The sequence below is a fragment of the Mycolicibacterium holsaticum DSM 44478 = JCM 12374 genome, assembly GCF_019645835.1.
Lineage (GTDB): Bacteria > Actinomycetota > Actinomycetes > Mycobacteriales > Mycobacteriaceae > Mycobacterium > Mycobacterium holsaticum.
Window position 1 is genome coordinate 5372187 of the sequence record NZ_CP080998.1, and the last position, 24608, is coordinate 5396794.

Annotated in this window: 23 protein-coding genes; 9 read left to right on the forward strand and 14 right to left on the reverse strand. The window is 68.1% G+C overall.

Annotated elements, in window-relative coordinates; all coding sequences use genetic code 11:
• Positions 1-26: 26 nt before the first annotated feature.
• From K3U96_RS25635 to K3U96_RS25645, 3 genes are all read right to left on the reverse strand, one after another.
• Positions 27-1493: a glutamate synthase subunit beta gene (locus tag K3U96_RS25635; RefSeq protein ID WP_220691520.1), complete on the reverse strand. Its 1467-nt coding sequence runs from the start codon at positions 1491-1493 to the stop codon at positions 27-29.
• Positions 1486-6087, reverse strand: coding sequence for a glutamate synthase large subunit (gltB, locus tag K3U96_RS25640; protein WP_220691521.1), 4602 nt, complete (start codon positions 6085-6087; stop codon positions 1486-1488). The genes K3U96_RS25635 and gltB overlap by 8 nt, the downstream gene beginning before the upstream one ends.
• Positions 6088-6498: 411 nt before the next feature.
• Entirely contained in the window at positions 6499-8559 is a 2061-nt protein-coding gene (locus tag K3U96_RS25645) for a heavy metal translocating P-type ATPase (protein ID WP_220691522.1), read from the reverse strand.
• Positions 8560-8620: 61 nt separating this feature from the next.
• Between K3U96_RS25645 and K3U96_RS25650 the strand changes: the two genes are divergently transcribed.
• Positions 8621-9424 (forward strand): PaaI family thioesterase, encoded by an 804-nt coding sequence (locus K3U96_RS25650; RefSeq protein ID WP_220691523.1) that lies wholly within the window; start codon positions 8621-8623, stop codon positions 9422-9424.
• A 43-nt stretch (positions 9425-9467) separates the two neighbouring features.
• On the forward strand, positions 9468-10859 hold the full coding sequence (locus K3U96_RS25655) for a chloride channel protein (RefSeq protein ID WP_220691524.1): 1392 nt from the start codon (positions 9468-9470) through the stop codon (positions 10857-10859).
• A 252-nt stretch (positions 10860-11111) separates the two neighbouring features.
• On the opposite strand, the gene K3U96_RS25660 is transcribed toward K3U96_RS25655, so the two are convergent.
• The 3 genes from K3U96_RS25660 to K3U96_RS25670 form a co-directional block, all read right to left on the reverse strand.
• Positions 11112-11663 carry a Dps family protein gene (locus K3U96_RS25660; protein WP_220691525.1) on the reverse strand — a complete coding sequence of 184 codons (552 nt, stop codon included), beginning with the start codon at positions 11661-11663 and terminating at the stop codon, positions 11112-11114.
• 73 nt (positions 11664-11736) lie between these two features.
• A complete protein-coding gene (locus K3U96_RS25665) occupies positions 11737-12660 on the reverse strand; it encodes a DNA-3-methyladenine glycosylase family protein (protein WP_220691526.1) in 924 nt (307 codons plus the stop codon).
• Between the two features lie 9 nt (positions 12661-12669).
• Positions 12670-13044 (reverse strand): DUF427 domain-containing protein, encoded by a 375-nt coding sequence (locus K3U96_RS25670; RefSeq protein WP_220691527.1) that lies wholly within the window; start codon positions 13042-13044, stop codon positions 12670-12672.
• 26 nt (positions 13045-13070) lie between these two features.
• Between K3U96_RS25670 and K3U96_RS25675 the strand changes: the two genes are divergently transcribed.
• A complete protein-coding gene (locus tag K3U96_RS25675; RefSeq protein ID WP_220691528.1) occupies positions 13071-13550 on the forward strand; it encodes an SRPBCC family protein in 480 nt (159 codons plus the stop codon).
• Positions 13550-14206 carry an enoyl-CoA hydratase-related protein gene (locus tag K3U96_RS25680; protein ID WP_220691529.1) on the forward strand — a complete coding sequence of 219 codons (657 nt, stop codon included), beginning with the start codon at positions 13550-13552 and terminating at the stop codon, positions 14204-14206. Before K3U96_RS25675 ends, K3U96_RS25680 begins: the two co-directional genes overlap by 1 nt.
• A gap of 6 nt (positions 14207-14212) precedes the next feature.
• On the opposite strand, the gene K3U96_RS25685 is transcribed toward K3U96_RS25680, so the two are convergent.
• Complete coding sequence (locus K3U96_RS25685; RefSeq protein WP_220691530.1) at positions 14213-15226, reverse strand: NAD-dependent epimerase/dehydratase family protein; 1014 nt, start codon at positions 15224-15226, stop codon at positions 14213-14215.
• Positions 15223-15729: a nuclear transport factor 2 family protein gene (locus K3U96_RS25690; protein ID WP_069403705.1), complete on the reverse strand. Its 507-nt coding sequence runs from the start codon at positions 15727-15729 to the stop codon at positions 15223-15225. The genes K3U96_RS25685 and K3U96_RS25690 overlap by 4 nt, the downstream gene beginning before the upstream one ends.
• Before the next feature lie 233 nt (positions 15730-15962).
• Between K3U96_RS25690 and msrA the strand changes: the two genes are divergently transcribed.
• Positions 15963-16430, forward strand: a complete 468-nt coding sequence (msrA, locus tag K3U96_RS25695) for a peptide-methionine (S)-S-oxide reductase MsrA (RefSeq protein ID WP_275085786.1) — start codon at positions 15963-15965, stop codon at positions 16428-16430.
• Positions 16431-16493: 63 nt separating this feature from the next.
• Here msrA and K3U96_RS25700 read toward each other — a convergent pair whose 3' ends face one another.
• Positions 16494-17831: a cytochrome P450 gene (locus tag K3U96_RS25700; RefSeq protein ID WP_220691531.1), complete on the reverse strand. Its 1338-nt coding sequence runs from the start codon at positions 17829-17831 to the stop codon at positions 16494-16496.
• A 117-nt stretch (positions 17832-17948) separates the two neighbouring features.
• Here K3U96_RS25700 and K3U96_RS25705 point away from each other — a divergent pair, with 117 nt between their 5' ends.
• Positions 17949-18554 (forward strand): TetR/AcrR family transcriptional regulator, encoded by a 606-nt coding sequence (locus tag K3U96_RS25705; protein WP_069403702.1) that lies wholly within the window; start codon positions 17949-17951, stop codon positions 18552-18554.
• A gap of 37 nt (positions 18555-18591) precedes the next feature.
• On the opposite strand, the gene K3U96_RS25710 is transcribed toward K3U96_RS25705, so the two are convergent.
• A complete protein-coding gene (locus tag K3U96_RS25710; protein WP_069403701.1) occupies positions 18592-19161 on the reverse strand; it encodes a TetR/AcrR family transcriptional regulator in 570 nt (189 codons plus the stop codon).
• A 64-nt stretch (positions 19162-19225) separates the two neighbouring features.
• Between K3U96_RS25710 and K3U96_RS25715 the strand changes: the two genes are divergently transcribed.
• Entirely contained in the window at positions 19226-19912 is a 687-nt protein-coding gene (locus K3U96_RS25715) for a class I SAM-dependent methyltransferase (protein WP_220691532.1), read from the forward strand.
• Here K3U96_RS25715 and mmpH read toward each other — a convergent pair.
• From mmpH to manT, 3 genes are read right to left on the reverse strand one after another with little or no spacing between them, the layout of a single operon-like run.
• On the reverse strand, positions 19896-20975 hold the full coding sequence (gene mmpH, locus K3U96_RS25720) for an MMP endo-(1,4)-3-O-methyl-alpha-D-mannosidase (protein ID WP_069403699.1): 1080 nt from the start codon (positions 20973-20975) through the stop codon (positions 19896-19898). The genes K3U96_RS25715 and mmpH overlap by 17 nt on opposite strands.
• Positions 20962-21693 (reverse strand): class I SAM-dependent methyltransferase, encoded by a 732-nt coding sequence (locus K3U96_RS25725; protein ID WP_220691533.1) that lies wholly within the window; start codon positions 21691-21693, stop codon positions 20962-20964. The genes mmpH and K3U96_RS25725 overlap by 14 nt, the downstream gene beginning before the upstream one ends.
• On the reverse strand, positions 21687-22922 hold the full coding sequence (gene manT / locus K3U96_RS25730) for an MMP alpha-(1->4)-mannosyltransferase (protein ID WP_069403697.1): 1236 nt from the start codon (positions 22920-22922) through the stop codon (positions 21687-21689). The genes K3U96_RS25725 and manT overlap by 7 nt, the downstream gene beginning before the upstream one ends.
• Positions 22923-23144: 222 nt before the next feature.
• Here manT and K3U96_RS25735 point away from each other — a divergent pair, with 222 nt between their 5' ends.
• The gene (locus K3U96_RS25735) at positions 23145-23570 is read left to right on the forward strand and encodes a DUF3224 domain-containing protein (RefSeq protein ID WP_220691534.1); all 426 of its coding nucleotides are present in this window, start codon (positions 23145-23147) and stop codon (positions 23568-23570) included.
• On the opposite strand, the gene K3U96_RS25740 is transcribed toward K3U96_RS25735, so the two are convergent.
• Positions 23536-24000, reverse strand: a complete 465-nt coding sequence (locus tag K3U96_RS25740; protein ID WP_069403695.1) for a PPOX class F420-dependent oxidoreductase — start codon at positions 23998-24000, stop codon at positions 23536-23538. The genes K3U96_RS25735 and K3U96_RS25740 overlap by 35 nt on opposite strands.
• 26 nt (positions 24001-24026) lie before the next feature.
• On the opposite strand from K3U96_RS25740, the gene K3U96_RS25745 reads away from it, so the two are divergent.
• Positions 24027-24509 (forward strand): flavin reductase family protein, encoded by a 483-nt coding sequence (locus K3U96_RS25745; RefSeq protein ID WP_069403694.1) that lies wholly within the window; start codon positions 24027-24029, stop codon positions 24507-24509.
• The last annotated feature ends 99 nt before the right edge of the window (positions 24510-24608 follow it).

The window sequence follows — 24608 nt, forward strand, 5'->3', positions numbered from 1 at the left end:
TCTGCGACGGTTCGCCGGCTGTACCGCTAGCGCTGCGGAACGGCGGTCGGCTTGATCGGCTCCGGCAGGGCGGTCTGCCCCATCAGGTAGCGGTCGACCCCGGCCGCGGCGGCGCGGCCCTCGGCGATCGCCCAGACGATCAACGACTGGCCGCGACCCATGTCGCCGGCCACGAACACCCCGGGCACCGAGGTGGCGTAGTTGGCGTCGCGCGCGACGTTTCCGCGGTCGGTGATCTCCACGCTCAGGTCGTTGAGCAGCCCGTCGCGCTGCGGCCCGAGGAAGCCCATGGCCAGCAGCACCAGGTCGGCGTCCAGCGTGAACTCCGAACCGTCGATCTTGACGAACTTGCCGCCCTCGTTGCGGACCTCGTGGCCGCGCAGCCCGGTCACCCGGCCGTCGCTGCCGACGAACTCCTCGGTGTTGACCGAGTACACCCGCTCGCCGCCCTCCTCGTGCGCCGACGACACCCGGAACATCAGCGGGTAGACCGGCCACGGGGTGGACTCGGCGCGGGTGTCCGGCGGCCGGGGCATGATCTCGAACTGGTGCACGCTGGCCGCCCCTTGCCGGTGCGCGGTGCCCAGGCAGTCGGCGCCGGTGTCACCGCCGCCGATGATGACGACCTTCTTGCCCTTCGCGGTGATCGGCGGCTCCCCGTCCGGACCCGTCACGGGGTCGCCGTGCTGCACGCGGTTGGCCCACGGCAGGTACTCCATCGCCTGGTGGATGCCGTCGAGGTCACGGCCGGTGATCGGCAGGTCCCGCCATACCGTGGCGCCGCCGGCCAGTACGACCGCGTCGAAGTCCTTGCGCAGCTGCTGGGCGGTGATGTCCACCCCGACGTTGACGCCGGTGCGGAACTGGGTGCCTTCGACGGTCATCTGCTCGAGACGACGGTCGATGTGGCGCTTTTCCATCTTGAATTCGGGGATGCCGTAGCGCAGCAGGCCGCCGATGCGGTCGTCGCGCTCGAACACCGTCACGGTGTGCCCGGCCCGGGTGAGCTGCTGGGCGGCGGCCAGACCGGCCGGGCCGGAGCCGACGACGGCGACGGACTTGCCGGTGCGCACCACCGGCGGCAGCGGCACCACCCAGCCCTCTTCGAAGGCCCTGTCGATGATCTCGACCTCGACCTGTTTGATGGTCACCGGATCCTGGTTGATGCCAAGCACGCACGAGCCTTCGCACGGCGCTGGGCACAGCCGCCCGGTGAACTCCGGGAAGTTGTTGGTGGCGTGCAGCCGCTCGTAGGCGTCGTGCCAGCGGCCGGTGCGGACCAGGTCGTTCCACTCGGGGATCAGGTTGCCCAGCGGACAGCCGTTGTGGCAGAACGGGATACCGCAGTCCATGCAGCGCGCCGCCTGCTTACGCAGCGTGTCTTCGGGGAAGTCTTCGTAGACCTCTTTCCAGTCTTGCAGGCGCAGCGGGACCGGCCGTCGCGGCGGGGTCTCGCGATGGGTGTACTTGAGGAAGCCGCGCGGATCAGCCACCTGCGGCCGCCATGATCGCTTCGGAAATTCCGTTCTCGTCAGCGCCGGTCCGTTCGGCGTCGGCGATGGCTTCCAGCACCCGCCGGTAATCACGGGGCATCACTTTGGTGAAGTGCTTCACGTTAGTGCTCCAGTCGTCGAGAATTCGTTGCCCGACAGCGGAATCGGTTGCGTCCACATGCGCGCCGATCATGTCCTGCAGCCAGGCCAGATCCTCGTCGTCGAGGTCCTCGAGTTCCACCATCTCGGCGTTGAGATTCTGCGGCAGCCTGCCGTCGGGGTCGTAGACGTAGGCGATGCCACCGGACATACCCGCCGCGAAGTTGCGGCCGGTCGGGCCGAGGATGGCGATCTTGCCGCCGGTCATGTACTCGCAGCCATGGTCACCGACGCCTTCGACGACCGCGTGGGCGCCAGAGTTACGCACCGCGAACCGCTCCCCCACCTGCCCGCGCAGAAACGCCTGCCCGGTGGTGGCGCCGAACAGGATCACGTTGCCCGCGATGATGTTGTCTTCGGCGACGTAGTCGGCGGGCGCGTCATCGGATGGCCGCACGACGATCCGGCCGCCCGAAAGGCCCTTGCCGACATAGTCGTTGGCGTCGCCGTACACCCGCAGCGTGATGCCTTGCGGCAGGAACGCACCGAAGCTGTTGCCCGCCGACCCGTCGAACGTGATGTCGATGGTGCCGTCGGGAAGCCCCTGCCCGCCATAGGCTTTGGTCACCTCGTGGCCGAGCATGGTGCCGACCGTGCGGTTGACGTTGGCGATCGTAGTAGAAAAACGAACGGGTGAACCGGCATCTAAGGCCTCCCGGCACATCACGATCAGCTGCTGGTCCAGCGCCTTGTCCAGGCCGTGGTCCTGACGTGAGCTGCAGTACAGGTCCTGGTTCATGAACGCCGACTCGGGCTGGTGAAGCACCGGGTCCAGGTCGAGCTTGTGGGCCTTCCAGTGCTCGGCGGCCTTCGTGGTGTCCAGCGCCTCCACCTGGCCGACCATCTCGTTGACGGTGCGGAAGCCCAGTTGCGCCATCAACTCGCGCACTTCCTCGGCGATGAACAGGAAGAAGTTCTCGACGAACTCGGGCTTGCCGGTGAAGCGCTGGCGCAGCAGGGGGTTCTGCGTCGCCACCCCGACCGGGCAGGTGTCGAGGTGACACACCCGCATCATGATGCACCCCGACACCACCAACGGTGCGGTGGCGAAGCCGAACTCCTCGGCGCCCAGCAGTGCGGCGACCACCACGTCGCGGCCGGTCTTGAGTTGGCCATCGACCTGGACCACGATGCGGTCGCGAAGACCGTTGAGCAGCAACGTCTGCTGCGTCTCGGCCAGACCGAGCTCCCACGGCGCACCCGCGTGCTTCATCGACGTCAGCGGTGTCGCGCCGGTGCCGCCGTCGTGCCCGGAGATCAGCACCACGTCGGCGTGCGCCTTCGAGACACCCGCGGCGACCGTGCCGACACCGGCCTCGCTGACCAGTTTGACGTGCACGCGGGCCTGCGGGTTGGCGTTCTTGAGGTCGTGGATCAACTGTGCCAGATCCTCGATCGAGTAGATGTCGTGGTGTGGCGGCGGTGAAATCAGCCCCACGCCCGGGGTGGAGTGCCGCACCTCGGCCACCCACGGATACACCTTGTTGCCCGGAAGCTGGCCGCCCTCACCGGGTTTGGCGCCCTGGGCCATCTTGATCTGGATGTCGGTGCAGTTGGTCAGGTAGTGGCTGGTGACGCCGAACCGGCCGGAGGCTACCTGCTTGATCGCGCTGCGCCGCCAGTCACCGTTCTCGTCGGGGTCGAACCGGCCGACGTGCTCGCCGCCCTCACCTGAGTTCGACCGGCCGCCAAGGCGGTTCATCGCGATCGCGAGGGTTTCGTGCGCTTCGGCGGAGATCGACCCGTAGCTCATCGCACCGGTCGAGAAGCGCTTGACGATCTCGCTGGCCGGCTCCACCTCGTCGAGGGAAATGGCCGCACGCCCGGTATCTTTGGAGTCTTTGAACTTGATCAGCCCGCGCAGCGAGGCCATCCGCTCGCTCTGGTCGTCGACCAGCTTGGTGTACTCCTTGAAGATCGAGTACTGGCCGGTGCGCGTGGAGTGCTGCAGCTTGAACACCGTGTCGGGGTTGAACAGGTGGTACTCGCCCTCGCGCCGCCACTGGTACTCGCCGCCGACCTCGAGTTCGCGGTGCGCCCATTCGGTGGGCTGGTCCAGGTAGGCCAGCCGGTGGCGGGCGGCGACGTCCTCGGCGATGTCGTCGAGGCCGATGCCACCGATCGGACACGTCAGCCCGGTGAAGTACTCGTCGAGCACCTGCTGGCTGATGCCGATGGCCTGGAACAGCTGCGCACCGGTGTAGGAGGCCAGCGTCGAGATGCCCATCTTGGACATCACCTTCAGCACGCCCTTGCCCGCGGCCTTGACGTAGTTGGCCAGCGCCTTGTCGCGGTCCAGCCCGTTCAGCGCACCGCGGTCGATCATGTCTTCGATCGACTCGAACGCCATGTACGGGTTGATCGCGGCGGCGCCGAAGCCGACCAGGCAGGCCATGTGATGGACCTCGCGCGCGTCACCGGTCTCGACCACCAAGCCGACCTGGGTGCGGGTGCGGTCACGCACCAGGTGGTGGTGTACGGCGGCGACGGCCAGCAGCGACGGAATCGGCGCCATCTGCTCGTTGGACTCGCGGTCGGACAGCACGATGATGCGCGCACCGTCCCGGATGGCCGCTGACACCTTGGCGCGGACGTTGTCCAGCGCTTCCTTGAGGCCCTGCCCACCCCGGTTCACCGGGTACAAACATCGCACCAACGCGGTGGACAGGCCGTGTCGGCGACCGTCGATCTCCTGGTCGGGGTCGAGGTTGACCAGCTTGGCCAGCTCGTGGTTGCGGATGATCGGCTGTGAGAGCACGATCTGGCGACACGACTCGGGTCCGGGGTTGAGCAGATCGCCCTCCGGTCCCATGGCGCCCTGCAGGCTGGTCACCACCTCCTCGCGGATCGCGTCCAGCGGTGGGTTCGTCACCTGGGCGAACATCTGCTGGAAGTAGTCGAACAGCATCCGCGGGCGCGCCGAGAGGACCGCGATCGGCGTGTCGGTGCCCATCGAGCCGATCGGCTCGGCGCCGGTGCGGGCCATCGGCGCGACGAGCAGGTTGAGCTCCTCGTAGGTGTAGCCGAACGCCTGCTGCCGCAACACCACGCGGTGGTGCGGCATGCGCACGTAGTCACCCTGCGGCAGGTCGTCGAGGCGGAACAGGCCGGCATCCAGCCACTCCTGGTAGGGATGCTCGGCGGCGAGTTCGGCCTTGATCTCCTCGTCGTCAACGATGCGGCCCTGGGCGGTGTCCACCAGGAACATCCGGCCCGGCTGCAGCCGCATCTTGCGCACCACCGTGGCCGGGTCGAGGTTGAGCACACCGGCTTCGGAGGCCATCACGACCAGACCATCCTCGGTCACCCAGATCCGGGATGGCCGAAGGCCGTTGCGGTCCAGCACGGCGCCGATCACGGTGCCGTCGGTGAAACACACCGACGCCGGGCCGTCCCACGGCTCCATCAGCGAGTCGTGGAACTCATAAAACGCGCGGCGGGCGGGGTCCATCGACTCGTGGCGCTCCCACGCCTCGGGGATCATCATCAGCACCGCGTGCGGCAGGCTGCGGCCACCGAGGTGCAACAACTCGAGCACCTCGTCGAACCGCGCGGTGTCCGATGCGCCGGGGGTGCAGACCGGGGTGATCTTCTCCAGGTCCGAATCGGACCCGAACAGATCGGTGCGGATCAGCGCCTCGCGGGCGCGCATCCAGTTCTCGTTGCCGGTGACGGTGTTGATCTCCCCGTTGTGGGCGATGCGCCGGAACGGGTGCGCCAAGGGCCACGACGGGAACGTGTTGGTGGAGAACCGGGAGTGCACGATACCCAGCGCGCTGGTGAGCCGATCGTCCTGCAGGTCGAGGTAGAACGCCTTGAGCTGCGGCGTGGTCAACATCCCCTTGTAGACCAGGGTCTGACCGGAAAGGCTTGGGAAATAGACGGTTTCGCGGCCCGGCCCGTCCTGGCCGGGACCCCTGGTGCCGAGCTCGTGCTCGGCGCGCTTGCGCACCACGTAGGCGCGACGCTCCAGGTCCATGCCCGAGGCGCCGCCAAGAAACACCTGCCGGAAGCTCGGCATCGCATCACGGGCCAGCGCACCCAGTGAGGACTCGTCGGTGGGCACCTCCCGCCAGCCCAGCACCTGAAGCCCTTCGGCCTCGGCGATCTTCTCGACGGCCTCAGACGCCGTCGCGGCGTCCTTGGAAGACTGCGGCAGGAACGCGATGCCGGTCGCGTAGCTGCCGGCCTCGGGCAGTTCGAAATCGACAACTGCCCGCAAGAACTCGTCGGGCACCTGCAGCAAGATGCCCGCCCCGTCGCCGGTCTGCGGCTCGGCGCCCTGGGCACCGCGGTGCTCCAGGTTCAGCAGCGCCGTGATGGCCTTGTCGACGATGTCGCGACTGCGCCGACCGTGCATGTCGGCCACCATGGCCACGCCGCACGCGTCGTGTTCGAACGCGGGGTTGTAGAGCCCTTGAATCCGGGGCGTCATTCCCACCTACCCTTTTATCCGCACGCCTTGAAACTGTTTTCACGGCGGCCGTACAGCGGCGTTGCGGCCGGCCTGCGAGGGGGCGCCTTCGTGCTGCACCGAACGACGGTCCAAACCCAACTCGCTTTAGTGAAGAAAACGATATGACAAACCATGCCTGACATGCCAACTTAGTGGACCCTAACTAAGCGCTGGCCGCGCGCCGGGTCGGCCGTCGGTTCGCGCCGGCGACAGTTCCGAATACTGTTGCGGCTCTTCGGATTTGGCGATCAAACCGGAATGGAGCCGGTGCCGTGAGACTAGATAACCCTAACTTTTCGCCGACCCTGCTATTTGCTGTGATACTTGGTACGCCCATCCGAGCTGCGTGAACTTCATCACAGTGGCTTTGCACAAAGCCTAGTCAGATTCTTAAAGAACGGCTCGGACGCTCGCTTCGGGCGACAAATCCAGCCTTCGCAGAAGTTGCGCGTTGGCCGCCACCACCACCGTCGAGGCCGACATCAGCAGCGCCCCGACCGACATCGGCATCACGAAGCCGACCGGTGCCAGCACACCGGCCGCCAGTGGCACCGCGATCAGGTTGTATCCCGCTGCCCACCAAAGGTTTTGCTTCATCTTGCGGTACGCCGCCTTGGACAGCTCGAACACCGAAAGTACCGACCGTGGATCGGAACTGGCCAGGACGACGCCTGCCGATGCGATCGCCACGTCGGTACCCGCCCCGATCGCGATACCGATGTCGGCCTGTGCCAGCGCAGGTGCGTCGTTGACGCCGTCGCCGACCATCGCGACCTTGAGCCCCTCCGATTGCAGCGACGCCACCTTGGCGGCCTTGTCCTCGGGCCGCACACCTGCAAAGACCCGGTCGATTCCCAGTTCGGCAGCCACCGAGTCGGCGACCGCCTGCGCGTCACCGGTGATCATCATCACCTCGATACCCAGCCGGTGCAGGGCATCCACGGCCTGCTGCGACTCCGCGCGGATCTCGTCGGCCAGCGCCAGCGCGCCCACCGCGGCCCCGTCGACGAGCACGTGCAGGATGGTCGCGCCCTGCGCGCGCCACCGCTGGGTTTCGGGCAGCTCACGTTGTCCTGCTTCGGAGAGCAACCGGGGCCCGCCGACCTGGACGGTCCTGCCGTCTACCGTCGCGCTGACGCCGACGGCCGGTGACGAGGTGAAGTCCGACCAGGCAGGCACGGTCAGCTCGCGGCGACGCGCGGCCGCCACGATCGCCCTGGCCAGCGGATGCTCGGAATCGGCCTCAGCCGCGGCGGCCAGCGCCACCACCTCGTCATCGGAATGCCCGGTCGTCGATGCCACGGCGGTCACCGTCGGCTCGCCCTTGGTCAGCGTGCCTGTCTTGTCGAACAGCACCGCGCCGACCGTGCGCATGCTCTCCAGCGCGAGCCTGTCTTTGAGCAGCACTCCGCCCCGCGCGGCGCGTTCGGTCGCGATGGACACGACCAGCGGGATGGCCAGCCCCAGGGCGTGCGGGCAGGCGATCACCAGCACCGTGATGGTCCGGATCACCGCTTGTTCGGGTGCTCCGACAAAGCCCCAGACCACCGCCGTGATCGCGGCCGCCCCCAGCGCGAACCAGAACAGCCAGCCCGCCGCGACGTCGGCGATCCGCTGCGCGCGTGACGACGAGTTCTGCGCTTCGGTCACCAACCGCTGGATGCCCGCGAGCGCGGTGTCGTCGCCGACGGCGGTCACCTTGACGCGTAACCCCGAGTCGGTGGCGACGGTGCCGGCGACCACGTGATCGCCGACGCCGCGGCGCACCGGTCGCGATTCGCCGGTGACCATTGATTCGTCGACGTCTGCGGCGCCGTCGGTGATCTCGCCGTCGGCGGGCACGCTGCCCCCTGGTCGCACGATCACGAGATCGCCTGCGCGCAGGTCGGCGGGCGAAACGACCTCGACCCCGTCATCGCCCGCCACGCGTTCGGCCTCGTCGGGTAGCAGGGCGGCCAGCGAGTCGAGCGCGGAGGTGGTTTGCGCCAGCGAGCGCATCTCGATCCAGTGGCCGAGCAGCATGATGACGACCAGCAGCGCCAGCTCCCACCAGAAGTCGAGCTGATGGTGCAGCAGGCCCAGGCTCGCACCCCACGACGACAGGAACGCCACGGTGAGCGCCAAGCCGATCAGAAGCATCATTCCCGGTGCGCGGGAACGGATTTCACTGACCGCTCCGGTGAGGAACGGCCGGCCGCCCCACAGGTACATCACCGTGCCCAGCACCGGCGAGACCCATTGCACACCCGCAACGTCGGGCACGGAGTAGCCCAGGATCATCGCGAACATCCCCGACAGCCCGGCCGTCGGGATTGCGAGCACGGCCATGATCCAGAACAGCCGCCGAAATTGCGCGACGTGATCCCCGTGCCCACCGTGGCCGTCGTGGCCGTCGTGGCCGTGCTGACCGGTCGACGCGCGGTGTCCGGCGTGCGTGTCGTGTGCGGTCATGGCGCCACTATATACCCCTAGGGGGTATGAAGCCATCCGATGACGGTCAGGCTCGGTCCCTATGGCGTATCCGCTGTGCACCCCGTTGGGCCGGTTCGGCGTGGTGACGTCCGAAGACGGACCGCACCGCTGCGTGGCCTCGATTCCCGCGGGCGGGGAGGTCAACCCGCTGACCGGCGCACCGACGATCGCGCCGCTGGCGATGCTGGTGGATCACGCCGGTGGCCTGGTCAACCATCACCGTCGCGACGCCGACGAATGGACCGTGACCAGCGAGTTGTCCCTGGAGTTGCGGCCCGACGCGGTGGAGGTCATCGCAACGGCTCCCGACGTGCCGGTGGTCGCGACCGCCGTCCCGTGCGGACCCAAGGGCGAGGTGGCGTTGGGGCTGTGCGAGTTCACCCACCGCGACGTCGTCCTGGCCACCGCCACCGTGCGCTCGTTCTTCATCAGCGCCCCGGGCCGGGTCGCGAAGTTTCCCGACGGGCCGACCGGGCCGCCTCCGCCCGTCTCGTTGGCCGAGCGGATGGCCGTCACCGTCGCCGAAGCGGGCGGCGCGGCACAGGTGCTGCTGCAGGCAAAGGACCCGGTTCTCGACAACAGCCTCGGCATCGTGCACGGCGGTGTTTCGGCGATGGCGCTGGAGATGGTGGCCGCGGCCGCGATCAACGCAGGCCGCACCGACGAACCGTTGCGCACCGCGTCGCTGCGGGTGAACTTCATGCGCGAGTTCCAAAGTGGTCCCGAATCTCGTTATGTCGGAACGGCTTTGCGCGTCGGACGCCGGACCGGTATCGCCGAGGCGCAGGCGGTGGGCGCCGACGGCCTGCCGGCGATCATCGCCCGCGTCACGGCCTACCGCTGAAAAGCCGCCGGGTCGGCGCCGCCGGTGCACTAGCATCCGCACCATGCCTGCTCCCCCCGAAACCGGCGGTGGACTAGGCGGATTCATCCGGCGCTCGGGGTATCTGCGCAAGTGGCTGATCCTGGGAATCGCGATCGGCATCATCGCCGGACTCGGTGCGGTGACGTTCTACCTGGCCCTCGACTACGCCGGCCGCTTCCTGCTGGGTTACCTCGCCGGATACGACATCCCCAAGCCGATCGGCGACGGCGGCGACGCCGGCTCACCGGGATTCGATCGGCCGTGGGCGATTCCGCTGGTGGCCTTCGGCGGCGCGCTGGTGTCGGCGTGGCTGGTGGCGAAGTTCGCGCCCGAGGCCGAGGGGCACGGCACCGACAGCGCGATCGAGGCGGTGCACACCGATCCGCGCGCGATCCGCGGCCGGGCGATCGTGGTCAAGACCATCGCCAGCGCGCTGACCATCGGGTCGGGCGGGTCCGGCGGCCGCGAGGGCCCCGCAGCGCAGATCTCGGCGGGCTTCGGTTCGTTGCTCACCCGGTGGCTGAACCTGCCCGATGCGGACGGGCGTATCGCGGTGTCGCTGGGGATCGGGTCGGGCATCGGGGCGATCTTCGGTGCGCCGCTGGGTGGGGCGGTGCTGGCCGCGTCCATCATCTACCGCGAGGACTTCGACTACAAAGCGCTGATCCCGGGCTTCATCACGTCGGCAACGGCTTACGCCGTACTGGGTTCGATCCTCGGGTTCGATCCGCTGTTCGGGTTCATGGCCGCCGATTTCCGGTTCGACCATCCGCTGGATCTCACCTGGTTTCTGGTGATCGGCGTGGTCGCGGCGTTCTTCGGATACCTGTATGCCCGGCTGTTCTACGGGACCGTCGCGCTGACGGCCAGGCTGCCCGGCAACAAGGTGATCAAACCGGCGCTCGGTGGCCTGGCGGTCGGTCTGCTGGCCCTGTTGCTCCCGCAGATCCTGTCCAGCGGATACGGCTGGGCGCAGAAGGCCGGGTCCCTTGACACGCTGATGGCCATCCCGCTGTGGATCGTGCTGCTGTTGCCGCTGGCCAAGATCGTCGCGACGTCGCTGTCGATCGGCACCGGGGGCTCGGGGGGCATCTTCGGGCCCGGCGTCGTCGTCGGCGCGTTCGTCGGCGCGGCGATCTGGCGGCTGGCCCACGACCTGGGCGCTCCGGGCATTCCGGACAGCCCCGCGGTGTTCGTCGTCGTCGCCATGATGGCCTGCTTCGGCAGCGTCGCGCACGCTCCCTTGGCGGTGATGATCATGGTCGCCGAGATGACCGGTTCCTTCTCGGTGATCCCGTGCGCGATGGTCGCCGTGGGCATCGCTTACTTGCTGATTCTGCGTACCGACGTGTCGATCTATCAGGCGCAACGCCTCGACCGGGAGGCCGCAGCCGCGCAGCGCGGCTCCGAATGACACCTCGTCGAGGTTGCTGATGTTGCCCTTTGAGTTTGCGGAGGCATCATGTTGCCTACACAAGCTGATGGGAAATTAGTTCCCGGTAGCACCTATTGATCTTGGTCTATTCATGTTTAGTATGTTGCTACGACGTACATCAGCTGGCTGATTGGGGGATTGCCAGCACCGCGGTGGCCGATAGCCGCTCAAGACGGTTGGCGACCGGGGTTTGGGGGAATGGGGACCCCGGTCGCCAACTTGTCGGCTTGGTTACTTCTTTTTGGCGCTGCTGGCAGCGCCCTTCTCGGTGCGCGCCCCGCGGTTGGCCAGCTGACCGCCCGAGTTCTCCAGATGCGCCCGGATGAACCACTGGAACTTCTCCAGCTCGCCTGCGTGGTCGATGAGCATGTCCTGGGACACCAGGTCCAGGTCCTCCAGCGTGGCGATGCACTTGCGGGTGTCTTCGATGACCCCGGTGTAGACGAGGTCCAGGGCCGCCAGGTGCGCCTGCGCGGTGTCGCGCGCCACCGAGTAGTCGTCCCAGGTGCGGTCCTTGATGATCGCACCGGGGGTGCCCAGCGGCGACTTTCCCAGCGCCGCAATGCGCTCGGCCGCTTGGTCTGCATAGCCGCGCACGAGTTCGACCTGTGGGTCGATCATTTCGTGCACGCCGATGAAGTTGGGTCCCACGACGTTCCAATGCACGTGTTTGAGCGTCAAGTGCAGGTCGTTGTAGGTGCTCAGCTGCTTTTGCAGGAGGTCGGCCACTTTGTCGCCGTCGCGCTCGGACAGGCCCGGAATCGTGTAGTCGCTCCTCGGCATCGAAAGCTCCTTCGAAAGTCGTCGTGTAGAACGCCGGATACCCACGCGGCGTGGCAGGTATGCGAGGTGTCGGCTAGATCGCACGAAGCCGCGGTATCGCCTGGCGCGGGCCGAACCGCGGAAGGACCGCCATCCCGCTGACTTCCAGCAGCCGAACGGCGCGGTGCCGGTGAGGCCGCAGCGGGGCGAGAAGTTCGACCATGGCCGGGTCGTCGATCGGATGCCCGAGCAGGCTCCAGCCGATCATCTTCGCGAGGTGGAAGTCCCCGACCGACAACGCGTCGGCGTCACCGAACGCCCGCTGGGCGGTCTCGGCGGCGGTCCACTCCCCGACGCCCGGAAGCGACATCAGCGCCGCGCGCGCCTGCTCGACGGGCTGGGTACCCAACCGCTCCAGCGAGTCCGCCCGCTCGGCGCAGCCCACGACTGTGCGGGCCCGGCGCGGATCGACGTTGGCCTTGTGGAACTCCCACGACGGGATGCGCCGCCACACCTCGGCCGACGGGGGCACCCGCAGGTGGGCGGGCGCGGGACCCGGTGCGGGCGAACCGTATTTGGTGACCAGCGCACGCCATGACCGTCGGGCGTCCTTGCCGTACACCCGCTGCTCGAGCACTGCGGGGATCAGCGCTTCCAGCACCCGGTCGGTGCGGCCCAGCCGCAGGTGCGGCACCCGCCGGTGCGCCGCGGCGATGGTCGGTTCCTCGGGCGCGAAATCCGAACTGTCATCGTGGCTTCCGAGCAGGGCTGGCAGCGCTTCACTGAATTCCGTTGCGCCGCTTCCCCATGCCTCGCAGTAGACGGTGTCGGGCGCGGACTTGGTGAGGCGGGCGGTGACCGGCCCGCTGCGCATCAGGCTGGTGCGCCAGATCGCGCCGTCGGGCGCGTCGTGATGGCACGGGTCGCCGCGGCCACGGCGCAGCGGAGACAACGTGAACCCGGGGCTCACCGGCCCGTCGAAGACAACCCGGCGCACGACGCTGACCGAGCTGTGCACCGCTTCAGGTTAGGCGATGGTGACGTCGGCCTTGTCGGGATAGAACGCGACGTGGCCGGCGATGCGCGCGACCGCGGGATAGGGCTCGCGGTAGGTCCAGATCGCGTCGTCGACGGTGTCGCCGGCTTCGGTGACGACGTGGTAGTAGCTGGCCTCGCCCTTGTACGGGCAGTACGTCTCGGTGTCGCTGGGCACGAGCCGCTCGGCGACGACGTCACCCTGCGGGATGTACTGCACGGGCGGATACGTCGACTCCTGCAGCGTCACCGCGTCCTGGGTGTCGGCGACGAGTTCACCGTTGACCCGCACGGTGACGTGCTTGCCGGTCGGCTCGATCGTGATCGGATGCGTCGCGGTCGGTTGCAGTACGGGGCGATCGGTCATGTTCCCACGGTGGCTACGATCGCGACATGAGTCAACAGGACCCGGCCTCCGCGGAGGCTTCCATCGACATCGACGCCGACCCGGCAGCGGTGTACGCGCTGATCACCGACCTGCCGACGCTCGCGTCGCTGGCCGAGGAGACCCAGGCCATGGCGTGGTCCAAAGGCGACAGCGTGGCGCCCGGCGCGGTGTTCAAGGGTCAGAACCGCAACGGCGCCAAGACCTGGACCACGACCTGCACCGTGACCGACGCCGAACCGGGGCGCACGTTCGCCTTCGATGTGCGGTCGCTGGCCGTGCCCGTCGCGCACTGGCGCTACGACATCGTCGCCGGTGAGCGCGGCTGCACGGTGACGGAGCGGACCTGGGACAACCGCCCGGGCTGGTTTCGTAAACCGGCCAGCATGGCTACCGGCGTCAAGGACCGCGACGCGGCCAACGCGGCGCACATCCGCGTGACGCTGCAGCGGCTGAAGGAGAAAGCCGAAAGCGTGCGGACCGCCTGATGGCCGGGTTGCAGCGCCGCGGCGCGGTGTTCGTGCTGACGCTGGGCGACGACGAGAACCGCTTCCATCCGGACCGGTTGACGCAGATCAACGCCGCGCTCGACGAGGTCGAGGCCGCCGACGGCCCCAAGGCCATAGTCACCACCGGCCACGGCAAGTTCTACTCCAACGGTCTGGATCTGGACTTCATGGCGGCCAACCCCGGGTCCGCCGAGGCGAACCTGAGCGACGTGCACGCGTTGTTCGCGCGCGTGCTGGCGTTTCCGGCGCCGATCGTCGCCGCGGTGCAGGGTCACGCGTTCGCGGCCGGGGCGATGCTGGCGCTCGCCCACGATCTGATCGTGATGCGCGGCGATCGCGGGTTTTTCTGCCTTCCCGAGGTCGATCTGGGCATCCCGTTCACCGCCGGGATGAACGCGCTGATCCGGGCGCGGTTGCCGATCGCCACCGCCCACGAGGCGATGACGACCGGGCGCCGCTACGGCGGCGAGGACGCGCGCGAAGCCGGCATCGTCGCCGCCACCGCGGGGGAAGACGAGCTGCTCGACGTCGCCGTCGCGCGCGCAGAGGAACGCGCGGCCAAGGCCGGCGCGGTGTTCGGCACGATCAAGGAGCGGCTCTACGCCGAGGTGATCGCCGAGCTGAGGGCAAGCTAGCCCGGGTCAGCCCGACCTGCTCGCCCGCCTGGCGTCGCGCAGGCCGGCCCAGAACTTCGCTGCTTCCCGGATGGACTCCTCGACCGGCCTTGGCTGCCAACCCAATTCACGTCTGGCCTTGCTGCAGTCGACCGGCGCCTCCGCGCGCATCAACCGCAACGAGTTCAGCGACAGCTTCTCGTCGGTGCCGCGCAACCGGGCCTTGACGCTGCCCAGGGTGGCCAGCAGGTAGGCCACCGGTAGCGGAATGGACTTGGTGGGCGGTGCCATCCCGGCGGCCTCCGCGGCGATGTTGATCACCTCGGCGTTGGTGATCATCTTCTCCGAGATCAGGTAGCGCTCCCCGACGCGGCCGTGCTCGGCGGCCAACAGCATCGCGCGGGCGGCGTCGGTCACGCCGACGGCTTCGAGTTCGATGCCGCGCAGCACGAACGGGATCTTGCCGAATACCGCGCCGGCGATGATCGCGCCGTGCGGGGTGCGGCCCCAGTCGCCGGCGCCGTAGGTGGTCGACACGCACATCGCCACCGCGGGCAGCTTGTGGTCGCGCGCGTAGGCCAGCACCATGTTCTCGGCCTGCACCCGCGAGCGCACATACGCTGTCAGCCCACGGTCGGAGACGACGTCGTTCTCGTCGGCGACACGGCCGCGGCGCCGCCCGACCGTCGCGTAGCTGCTGGTGTAGACGAACCGTCGCAGGTCGGCGCTCTTGGCTACCTCCAGCACGTTTCGCGTGCCGTCGACGTTGGTGTGAAACAGCGGCGCGGGATCGCGGAGCCAGCCGCGGGTGTCCACGACGCAGTAGTAGACGTCGTCGCAGCCGGCCATCGCCTCGCGCAGGGTGTCGTTGTCCCAGATGTCGCCGAGGAACTTCTCGACGGGCAGGTCGTCGATGCCCACGGTGTTGGCGCTCGGGCGCACCATCGCGCGCACCGGATGGCCGTCGGCCACGAGCAACCGGGTGACATGTGAGCCCAGAAAGCCGTTGGCGCCGATGACCAGCTTGGGCCGCGACGTCACCGGCCGCCCCCGAACTGCGCCATCCAGCTTCGCGCCTCGTCGGGCAGCGTGCCGAGTTCCTCGGCCTTGCGACACCACTTCGACGCCGCCCTGGCGAACCGCAGCGGGTTGTAGATGTCCTCCTGGCGCCGCCACAGGCCGTCACCGGCGTAGGTGAGAATCGAGATGTTGGTAGCGCTGATGACCGTGCCGTCCCCGGGGTCACGCATCGGGTTGTCGAGTTCGCAGATGACGCGGCCGGTCGCCTCGTCGATCACCGTCCACAACGCGGGGAACGACGTCATCTGGTTGCCCGGGAAGCTCTCCATCGTCTTCCAGATCCAGGCGCGCACCTCCTCGCGCCCGCGCATCGTGCCCGCGGCGTGCTCGACGTACTCGACGTCGGGGGTGTACTGCGCGACCCACGGATCCCAGTCGCGGGTCTGCGCGGCGCGATCCACGGTCGCCTCGAATGTCTGAAACGCTGCAGCCAGTTCGTCACGGCTGAACACCTTGCCGGTCACGCCAAAACTAGAACACGTTCTATTGCGTTTGTCGAGCGTCAGTGGGCGCTGGGCACCTGACACGCCCCGATCGGGCGTGACCGCAGGCGCAAAGCCGACGGCGAGCAAGGTCACGGTGATGGCAGCCGGATGATTTCGGCGAGCACAATGGTTGAAGGCTCATACGACTGTGCGAAGGAGAAAGCGTGACCACTACGCAGAAGGCCATCCTGGCCGGCGGCTGCTTCTGGGGCATGCAGGACTTGATCCGCAAGCAACCCGGCGTCGTCTCGACCCGGGTCGGCTACACCGGCGGCGAGAACGCCAACCCCACGTACCGCAACCATCCCGGCCATGCCGAGGCCATCGAGATCGTCTACGACCCGGCGCAGACCGACTTTCGGGCGCTGCTGGAGTTCTTCTTCCAGATCCATGATCCGACCACGAAGAACCGCCAGGGCAACGACGTCGGGACCAGTTACCGCTCGGCGATCTTCTACCTCGACGACGAGCAGAAGCGCACCGCGTTGGACACCATCGCCGACGTCGAGGCGTCGGGGCTGTGGCCGGGCAAGGTCGTCACCGAGGTGACCCCGGCCAGTGAGTTCTGGGAGGCCGAGCCCGAGCACCAGGATTATCTGGAGCACTACCCCAACGGGTACACCTGCCACTTCCCCCGGCCGAACTGGACGCTGCCGAAGCGGGAGAAGGCAACCTCCTGACTCGGCGAGCAGACGCGCGATCGCATCAATCTGCGTGTGGCAGCGCGGATTTGCGTCTGCTCGTCAGCCGCGGCGGTGCACGACCATGCGTCCGCCGTGCTTGGGGGTGAATGCCACCCCGCGGGAGTGCCACTTCTCCCCCGGCGCGGTCGTCGTCTCGATCGCGAAGTGGCGCAACACCGTTCGCAGCACGACGTCCATTTCGACGTTGGCGAACACCGCGCCCACACAGCGCCGGGTGCCGCCGCCGAACGGGATCCAGGCGAACGTCGAGGGGCGGTTGCCGAGGAACCGTTGCGGGTCGAACCGCTGCGGTGCGGGGAACTCGTCAGCCCGGTCGTGCATCAGCAGGATGCTGGTCAACACCGTATGGCCTTGCGGGATAACCCATTCGCCGAGCTCGAACGTGGGAGAGTACACGTGGCGACCTGCGAAGTCGATGATGGTGCGGTTGCGCTGGACCTCGAGGATGGTGGCTTGACGGTAGTCGTTGTCGTCGGTCTGGGCTTCCTCGACGAGCTTGGCCAGCACCTCGGGATGGCGGGTGATCCGCTCGAACGCCCACGCCAGGGTGGCCGCCGTCGTCTCGTGGCCGGCGGCCAGCAGCGTCAGCAGTTCGTCGCCGATCTCCTGGCGCGTCATCACCGAACCGTCCTCGTAGGTGCTGCGCAGCAGCAGCGCCAGGACGTCGTTGCGGTCGTCGAAGCCCGGGTCGGCGGTCACATCGTCGATGAGCCGGTTGATGACCGCGTCGTACTGGCGGCGGTATCGCGCCAACCGCCCCCACGGGCTGTACCGTCCGTAGGTCCGTTTCGGCGTCGGCACGCTGACCACGCGCGAACCCAGGGTTACCCACGGCGGGATGATGCGGCGCAGATCGTCGAGGCGTTCCCCGTCGGCGCCGAAGACCGCCCGCAGGATCGCGTTGAGCGTGATGCGCATCATCGGCTCCAGCGTTTCGAACGCCTGGCCCTCCGGCCAGTTCGCCGATTCGCGCAGCGTCTCCTCTTCGAAGATCTTCTCGTAGTTCTTGACGCTCTTGCCGTGGAAGGGCGGGGTCAGCAGCCGACGCCTGCGGCGGTGCTCGGCGCCGTCGAGCGCGAACACCGAACCCGGGCCCAGCACCCGCGACAGGTTGGGCTGCACGTTGCCCAAGTCGTCGGTGTTGGCGGTGAACACCTGCTTGGCCAGTTGCGGTTCGGCGACCACGACCGTGGGGCCGAAGATCGGGATGTTGAGGCTGAACGCCTCGCCGTAGCGGCGGGCCATGCGGTACACGGTCCAGCGGCGGTTGGCGATGAAAGCCAACCCCTGCAGTGTCATCGGAAGCCGCGGGCCCGGCGGCAGTTTCACCGCGCGCGACGGTGTGGCGGGCGCTTCGACGGTCGAGGATTCGCTCATATCACTCCCAGCCGGCGTCTCAGGTACGACGCCCTCTTTTGGTACAACGATGTACCGCAGGTGTGTGTAGTACGGTACCGCTTGGTACCAGGGACCGCAAGAGATTCCGAGGGCGATATGGCGACAGCGCTCGACACGAGTGCGGACGAATCGCGTCCCACCGGCCCCTTCCGCGACCGCGTGCTCGACGGGATGGCCGAGTCGATCACTGAGCGCGGATACCGCGACACCACGGTCGCCGACATCGTCCGGCACGCCCACACCTCGAAACGGACGTTCTACGAGCAGTTCTCCAGCAAGGCCGAATGCCTCATCGAGTTGCTGCGGCGCAACAACGAGATGCTGATCGCCAACATCCGCGGCGCGGTGGACCCCGAGGACGACTGGCACGAGCAGATCCGCTGCGCGGTCAACGCGTACGTCGAGCACATCGCGGCCCGGCCCGCGGTGACGCTGAGCTGGATCCGCGAAGCGCCCGCGCTCGGCGACGTCGCGACGCCGCTGCACCGCCAGGCGATGGAGCATCTGACCGACATGCTCGTCGACCTCAGCGACAGCGCCGGGTTCCGGCGGGCGCAGCTGGCGCCGCTGTCGCGCCCGCTGGCGCTCATCCTGCTCGGCGGGCTGCGGGAGCTGACGGCGCTGTTCGTCGAGGACGGGCGCGATGTGCGCGGCATCGTCGAGCCGGCGATCACCGCGTCGACGGCGATCCTCGGGCCCTAACCTTTCATGGGCCCCTTCTTGACGTCGAGACGTGGCGTCAGCCCAGTATCAGCCGCGCGGACTTCTCCAGCCGCTCGGCGATGTCGGTGTAGGACGCGTAGCCCATTCCAGCGCGCACCAGCGCTCCCGAATACAACATCTCCAGCGAGTCGATGACGTCTGGATCGATGTCCGATCCAAGCGCGCTCGCCAGTCGCTCGCGGATGTCGAGGCCGATGCGCTGACGCAGCACCTCCACGTCGGGGTCCTTGCCGAGCAGGGCCGTGGTCACCGCACCGGCGAACTCGGGCTCGTCGGCGACCAGCAAGGCGATGTGGCGCAACACGTCGATGACCCGCGCCGCCGGATCCGCTGATTCGTGGGTCGCAGCAGGCGAGGTGGTCAGCCGACGCCAAAACACCTCGGCGACAAGGTGTTCCTTCGACGAGAAGTAGGTGTAGGCGGTGGCCGCGCCGACCCCGGCCGCCGCGGCCACCCGCCGCACGGTCAGCGCCGCGAAGCCGTCGCGGGACAGCAGCGCGACGGCGGCCCGACCCAGACGGTCGACGGTGTCGGCTTGTTTGGCGGTCAGACGGCGCCGAGTCCCCTCAAGAGCCGTGTCGGACACATGTCCGGACGCTACTACAACGCCCCTGCACCAGCAACGAATCGACCCAGTAAGTTGGACGGCGATGAGCAACACCGACACCGCGCTTCCGCCGCCCGCCGCACGCCTTTTCGCACTCGCCGACGAGGTCACCGGTTTCATGCCCGCCGACGAAGGCCGCGCCCTGTACGACACCGCGCTGCGGTATCTGGGCGCCGGTGTCGGCGTGGAGATCGGCACCTACTGCGGCAAGTCGACGGTGCTGCTTGGCGCCGCGGCGCAGCAGAGCGGGGGCTTGCTCTACACCGTCGATCACCACCACGGTTCCGAAGAGCACCAGCCGGGCTGGGAATACCACGACACGTCGATGGTCGACCCGGTCACCGGCCTGTTCGACACGCTGCCCACCCTGCGCCACACGCTCGACGCCGCAGGCCTCGACGAGCATGTCGTCGCGATCGTCGCGAAATCTCCTGTGGCCGCTCGGGGTTGGCGCACACCGCTACGGTTGTTGTTCATCGACGGCGGCCACACCGAGGAGGCCGCGCAACGCGACTTCGACGGCTGGGCCAAGTGGGTCGGCGTCGGCGGCGCGCTGATCATCCACGACGTGTTCCCCGATCCCGCCGACGGCGGCCAGGCCCCGTACCACGTCTACCGTCGCGCGTTGGATACCGGCGACTTCCGCGAGGTGTCGGCGACCGGGTCGATGCGGGTGCTGGAGCGCATCTCCGGAGTGCCCGGCGAGGTGCCCCCTACCGGTCGCTGGTAGCGCAGGCGCAGTCGTACTCGCCTTCCAGCCCGCGCGGCAGGTGGGTGCCGCGGAAGATGCCGCTGCCGGCCGTGGTTCGCGACAGCGCGTCGGCGGCCAGGATCACCGCCGCGCCGGTCCAGGTGGAGCGCTCCACCGGCCACCGCTTACCGTCGGCGTAGACCAGCCCCGTCCAGTAGGACCCGTCGTCCTCGCGCAGGTGCTGCATGGCTGCGAACTGTTCGTGCGCACGGGCGGAATCACCCATCCCGTCCAAAGCCATTACCAGCTCACAGGTTTCGGCGCCGGTCACCCACGGGCGGTCATCGACGCAGCGGATTCCGAGGCCGGGTACGACGAAGTCGTCCCACCGCTCGGCGATGCGGGCGCTGGCCTGAGCACCCCGCATCGCGCCGCCGAGCACCGGGTAGTACCACTCCATCGACCACCGGTCCTTGAGCACGAAAGACTCGGGGTGGTGGGCGATCGCGTGGCCGAGTCGGCCGACGGCGACCTCCCATTCCGGCTGCGGATCGTCGAGGTAGTCCGCCAGTGCCAGCGCGCAGCGGATGCTGTGGTGGATGCTCGCGCACCCGGTCAGCAGCGCATCGGTGGCCAGGCCGGAAGGACCTTTCGCCCAGGCGATCTGGCCACCGTCGAGTTGCATGTCGATGACGAAGTCGATGGCGCTGCTCACCACCGGCCACATCGTCTCGGCGAACCTGCGGTCCTGGGTGATCAACACGTGGTGCCAGACGCCGGTGGCGATGTAGGCGCAGAAGTTGCTGTCGCTGTTGGCGTCTTCGATGACACCGTTGCGCACCTGGAGCGGCCACGAGCCGTCGGCGCGCTGGTTGAACCGACACCAGTCGAAAGCCGCACGGGCCGCATCCAGCAGTCCCGCAGCGGTCAGCGCCATCGCATTCTCGACGTGGTCCCACGGATCGGTGTGACCGCCGTCGAACCACGGGATGGCGCCGGAGGGTTCCTGTATCGCGGCGATCGACTCCGCGGTATGTCGACACTGCGTAGGCGTCAGAACACCGCATACGCCGGGTACGTCGGCGAGATCATCTCGCTGCAACAGGTACCACCGGCTTTCTGAAATACAACGCCACGCTCTTGCCGATCAGCGGGTTGAGCACCGACTCCGCGGTGCGTGTGAGCCATGGCTGGCTCATCATGTCCCACACCAGCATGCGGTGATACGCCGAGACTGCGGGGTGGTCTGAATTCTCGGTGCCCACAGCGCATTTCAGCCACCAGTACGGGGAGTGCAGCGCGTGGGCGTGGTGGGTGTGGGTGAGTTTGAGGCCGTGGGACAGCACCTTGTCGCACAGCCTGTCGGCGTGGTAGATCCGCACGTGCCCACCCTCGTTGGCGTGGTATTCGTCGGACAGGATCCAGCAGATCTTCTCGGGCAGCCAGCGCGGCACGGTGATCGCCAGTGCGCCGCCAGGCGCCAGCACCCGCACCAGTTCGGAGATCGCCCGATCGTCCTCGGGTACGTGTTCGAGGATCTCCGAGGCGATGACACAGTCGAAAGTGCCGTCGGCATAGGGCAGGTCGAGGGCGTCGCCCTTGACGGCCTCGGCCGTGGCCGCGGCCGGCGCCTCACCCTGCTCGCGCATCGCGGTCAGGATCTCGTCGACGTCGTTGAGGTCAGACGCGCTCTGATCGAACGCGATGACGTGGGCGCCGCGCCGATACGCCTCGAAGCTGTGGCGCCCCGCGCCGCAACCGACGTCGATCAGCTTGGTGCCCGCACCGACACCGAGCCGGTCGAAGTCGACCGTCAGCATGCGCCGACCCGCTCACACGCCCGCTCGTAGACGGCGACCGTTTGCGCCGCAACGGATTCCCAGCTGAACACCTCGAGTGCGCGGCGTCGACCCGCGGCACCGAGCCGGCTCAGCTCCCGCGGCGAATCCAGCAGTTCGCCGAGCACCTTGGTCAGCTCGTCGACGTCGGCGGGCCGGACCAACCTGGCGCATTCGCCGTCGGCGCCGACCACCTCGGGCAGCGCGCCGGCGCGGCTGGCCACGATCGGGGTCCCGCTGGCCATCGCTTCCACGGCGGGCAGCGAGAAGCCTTCGTAAAGCGAAGGGATACAGGCGACTTCGGCAGATGCCAGCAGATCGGCCAGCTCGGCGTCGGACAGCCCGCTCGAGCTGTGCACGATATCGGAGATGCCCAGTTCGGCGATCAACTTCTCGGTCGGCCCGTTGGGTTCGAGCTTGGCGACCAGTTGCAGCTCGAGGTCGCGTTCCACGCGCAGCCGCGCGACGGCGTGCAACAGGTGGCTGACCCCCTTGAGCGGCACGTCGGCGCTGGCGATCGCGATGATGCGGTTGCGGACCCGCTGCTGCGCGGGCTTGAACATCGCGGTATCCACCCCCAGCGGCACCACGTGCAGCTGACTGGGTGCCACCCCGAAGTCTTCGGCGATGTCGGCCGCCGACGTCGACGACACGGTCAGGATCTCGGGGATCTCACGGGCGATCTGCTTCTGCATCTCGGCGAAGCCGTACCACCGGCGCACCAGCGGCTTGCGCCACCACGGCGCGGCCGCGACATCGAGCACCTGATCCCGGGTGATCGGGTGGTGCACCGTGGCCACCACGGGAAGGCCCATCTCGGCGATCTTCCGCAGGCCCGTACCGAGGCACTGGTTGTCGTGCACCACGTCGAAGTCCGCGAGGCGCTCAGCCAGCGCCCGCGCCGCGCGCAGGCTGAACGTGCGCGGCTCGGGGAAGCCTGCGGTCCACGTGGTGAACAGCTCGAGCAGATCGATCCGCGTCTTGATCTCGCTGGGCCAGGGAATGCGGAACGGATCGGGCTCGCGATACAGATCCAGGCTGGGCACTTTGGTCAGCCGCACCCGGGGGTCCAGGCCCTCGGGGTAGGGCTGGCCGGAGAACAGCTCCACGTCGTGGCCCAACTCGACCAGCCCGCGGCTGAGATAGCGGACGTAGACCCCCTGTCCGCCACAGTGGGTCTTGCTCCGGTACGACAACAAGGCGATGCGCATGCTCAACTCACGACGATGCGCTGCGGCGGAAAAATCCGAGGTCGGCGGCCAGGACGAAACGTGTCACGCAACAACTCCGAACCCTCTGGACATGTGTCCAGACTATAGTTTGACGTGCTATCGGACGCAAAGCGGCCGCACTGCCCTGACTACCACAGCCGTCGGGCGCGGCGATTTCCGGCCTCTTGGTTCTGACCCCCCGCGACGGGGTACCCGCCGGGCATGAGCAGGCATATCGAGGCCACCTTCGAGATCGGCAGCTGGGACGAAACCCCGTTCAGCGACGGCGACGAGGGCACCAAGCTCACCGAGGCGCTGGTGGCCAAGCGTTACGACGGCGACATCAAAGGCACGTCGACCACCAAGTGGCTGCTGTCCTACGCGCCCGACAAGTCGGCGCTCTACGTCGGCGTCGAGCACCTCACGGGCACCGTCGGCGGGTTGACGGGCGGCCTGGTGCTGTTGCACGACGGCACCTACCGCGACGGGGTGGCCAGCGCGGAGCTGCGTATCGCGTCGGGCACCGGCGAGTTGGCCAACGCGGCCGGCACCGGCAGCTTCCGCGCCGATCCAAGCGGTGCCATCACGCTTGACCTCGACGGTGTGGACACCGCTATCGCGGCTGGTTCGCGGGAAAACCGCCGGTAGCCACCGGGCCCCACCGCCGCGGGGTGACCCGGATCAGGCATTTGCCCTGGTCGACCATGGCTTGGCGGTATTCGGCCCAGTCCGAGTGCTCGCCTGCCACGGCCCGGAAGTAGTCGACCAGCGGTTCGACCGCGTCGGGCAGGCCGATCACCTCGGCGTCCCCGTCGACCTGGACGTACGGTCCGTTGAACTCGTCGGACAGCACCACGACGCTGGCCCGGCCGTCGCGGCGGATGTTGGCCGCCTTGGCCCGTTGCGGATAGCTGGCGATCACGACCCGGCCCGCGTCGTCGACGCCCCCGGTGACCGGTGAACTCTGCAGCGAACCGTCCGCGCGAAACGTGGTGAGCACCATACGATGTCGGGGCCGGATGAACTCGAGCAGTGCCGGCAGGTCCACCGCGTCGGCGGTTGCGTACTTTCGGGCCATACCTCCAACGTAGCGACGGGAACACGATGGACGCTTTTGAGAAGCTGGTCTCGATGCTGGACTACCCGATGTTCGTCGTCACCACCCGGGCCGGCGAGCAACGAGCGGGCTGCCTCATCGGGTTCAGCAGCCAGGTCAGCATCGGCCCGCCCCGGTTCCTGGTCGGGCTGTCCAAGAAGAACTACACGTTCCGGGTCGCACAGGACGCGACCCATCTGGCGGTGCACCTGCTCCCACGGCGTCACCGCGAGCTGGCCCGGTTGTTCGGCAGCAAGACCGGCGACGACACCGACAAGTTCGCGCGCTGTTCGTGGGAGCCGGGCCCGCACGACCTGCCGATCCTCAGCGACGCGACGGGGTGGTTCGTCGGTGAGGTGCTCAACCGCTACGACCTCGGCGATCACGTCGGGCACCTGTTGGAGCCGGTCGCCGGCGATGCCCCCGACCGCTTCGATCAGCTGGTCACCTTCGCCGACGTGCGCGACCTGGAACCCGGCCACGAGGCCTGACCGCTTCGCCTCTCCAAACACCCGGCGAGTGTGGGTTCGTGTCACGCGAACCCGCTCGAACGCGTGCGGGTAACCCACGTTCGCGCCGACACGAGGGGG

Excerpts from the sequence above, each read along its gene's own strand:
- K3U96_RS25715 (WP_220691532.1), top strand. The coding sequence starts at position 19,226 with ATGAGCAACACCGACACCGCGCTTCCGCCGCCCGCCGCACGCCTTTTC.
- K3U96_RS25740 (WP_069403695.1), bottom strand. The coding sequence starts at position 24,000 with ATGGCCCGAAAGTACGCAACCGCCGACGCGGTGGACCTGCCGGCACTG.
- manT (WP_069403697.1), bottom strand. The coding sequence starts at position 22,922 with ATGCGCATCGCCTTGTTGTCGTACCGGAGCAAGACCCACTGTGGCGGA.
- K3U96_RS25735 (WP_220691534.1), top strand. The coding sequence starts at position 23,145 with ATGAGCAGGCATATCGAGGCCACCTTCGAGATCGGCAGCTGGGACGAA.
- K3U96_RS25725 (WP_220691533.1), bottom strand. The coding sequence starts at position 21,693 with ATGCTGACGGTCGACTTCGACCGGCTCGGTGTCGGTGCGGGCACCAAG.
- K3U96_RS25660 (WP_220691525.1), bottom strand. The coding sequence starts at position 11,663 with ATGCCGAGGAGCGACTACACGATTCCGGGCCTGTCCGAGCGCGACGGC.
- K3U96_RS25675 (WP_220691528.1), top strand. The coding sequence starts at position 13,071 with ATGAGTCAACAGGACCCGGCCTCCGCGGAGGCTTCCATCGACATCGAC.
- K3U96_RS25650 (WP_220691523.1), top strand. The coding sequence starts at position 8,621 with ATGGCGTATCCGCTGTGCACCCCGTTGGGCCGGTTCGGCGTGGTGACG.
- gltB (WP_220691521.1), bottom strand. The coding sequence starts at position 6,087 with ATGACGCCCCGGATTCAAGGGCTCTACAACCCCGCGTTCGAACACGAC.
- msrA (WP_275085786.1), top strand. The coding sequence starts at position 15,963 with ATGCAGGACTTGATCCGCAAGCAACCCGGCGTCGTCTCGACCCGGGTC.
- K3U96_RS25645 (WP_220691522.1), bottom strand. The coding sequence starts at position 8,559 with ATGACCGCACACGACACGCACGCCGGACACCGCGCGTCGACCGGTCAG.
- K3U96_RS25745 (WP_069403694.1), top strand. The coding sequence starts at position 24,027 with ATGGACGCTTTTGAGAAGCTGGTCTCGATGCTGGACTACCCGATGTTC.
- K3U96_RS25700 (WP_220691531.1), bottom strand. The coding sequence starts at position 17,831 with ATGAGCGAATCCTCGACCGTCGAAGCGCCCGCCACACCGTCGCGCGCG.
- K3U96_RS25655 (WP_220691524.1), top strand. The coding sequence starts at position 9,468 with ATGCCTGCTCCCCCCGAAACCGGCGGTGGACTAGGCGGATTCATCCGG.
- K3U96_RS25680 (WP_220691529.1), top strand. The coding sequence starts at position 13,550 with ATGGCCGGGTTGCAGCGCCGCGGCGCGGTGTTCGTGCTGACGCTGGGC.
- K3U96_RS25670 (WP_220691527.1), bottom strand. The coding sequence starts at position 13,044 with ATGACCGATCGCCCCGTACTGCAACCGACCGCGACGCATCCGATCACG.
- K3U96_RS25705 (WP_069403702.1), top strand. The coding sequence starts at position 17,949 with ATGGCGACAGCGCTCGACACGAGTGCGGACGAATCGCGTCCCACCGGC.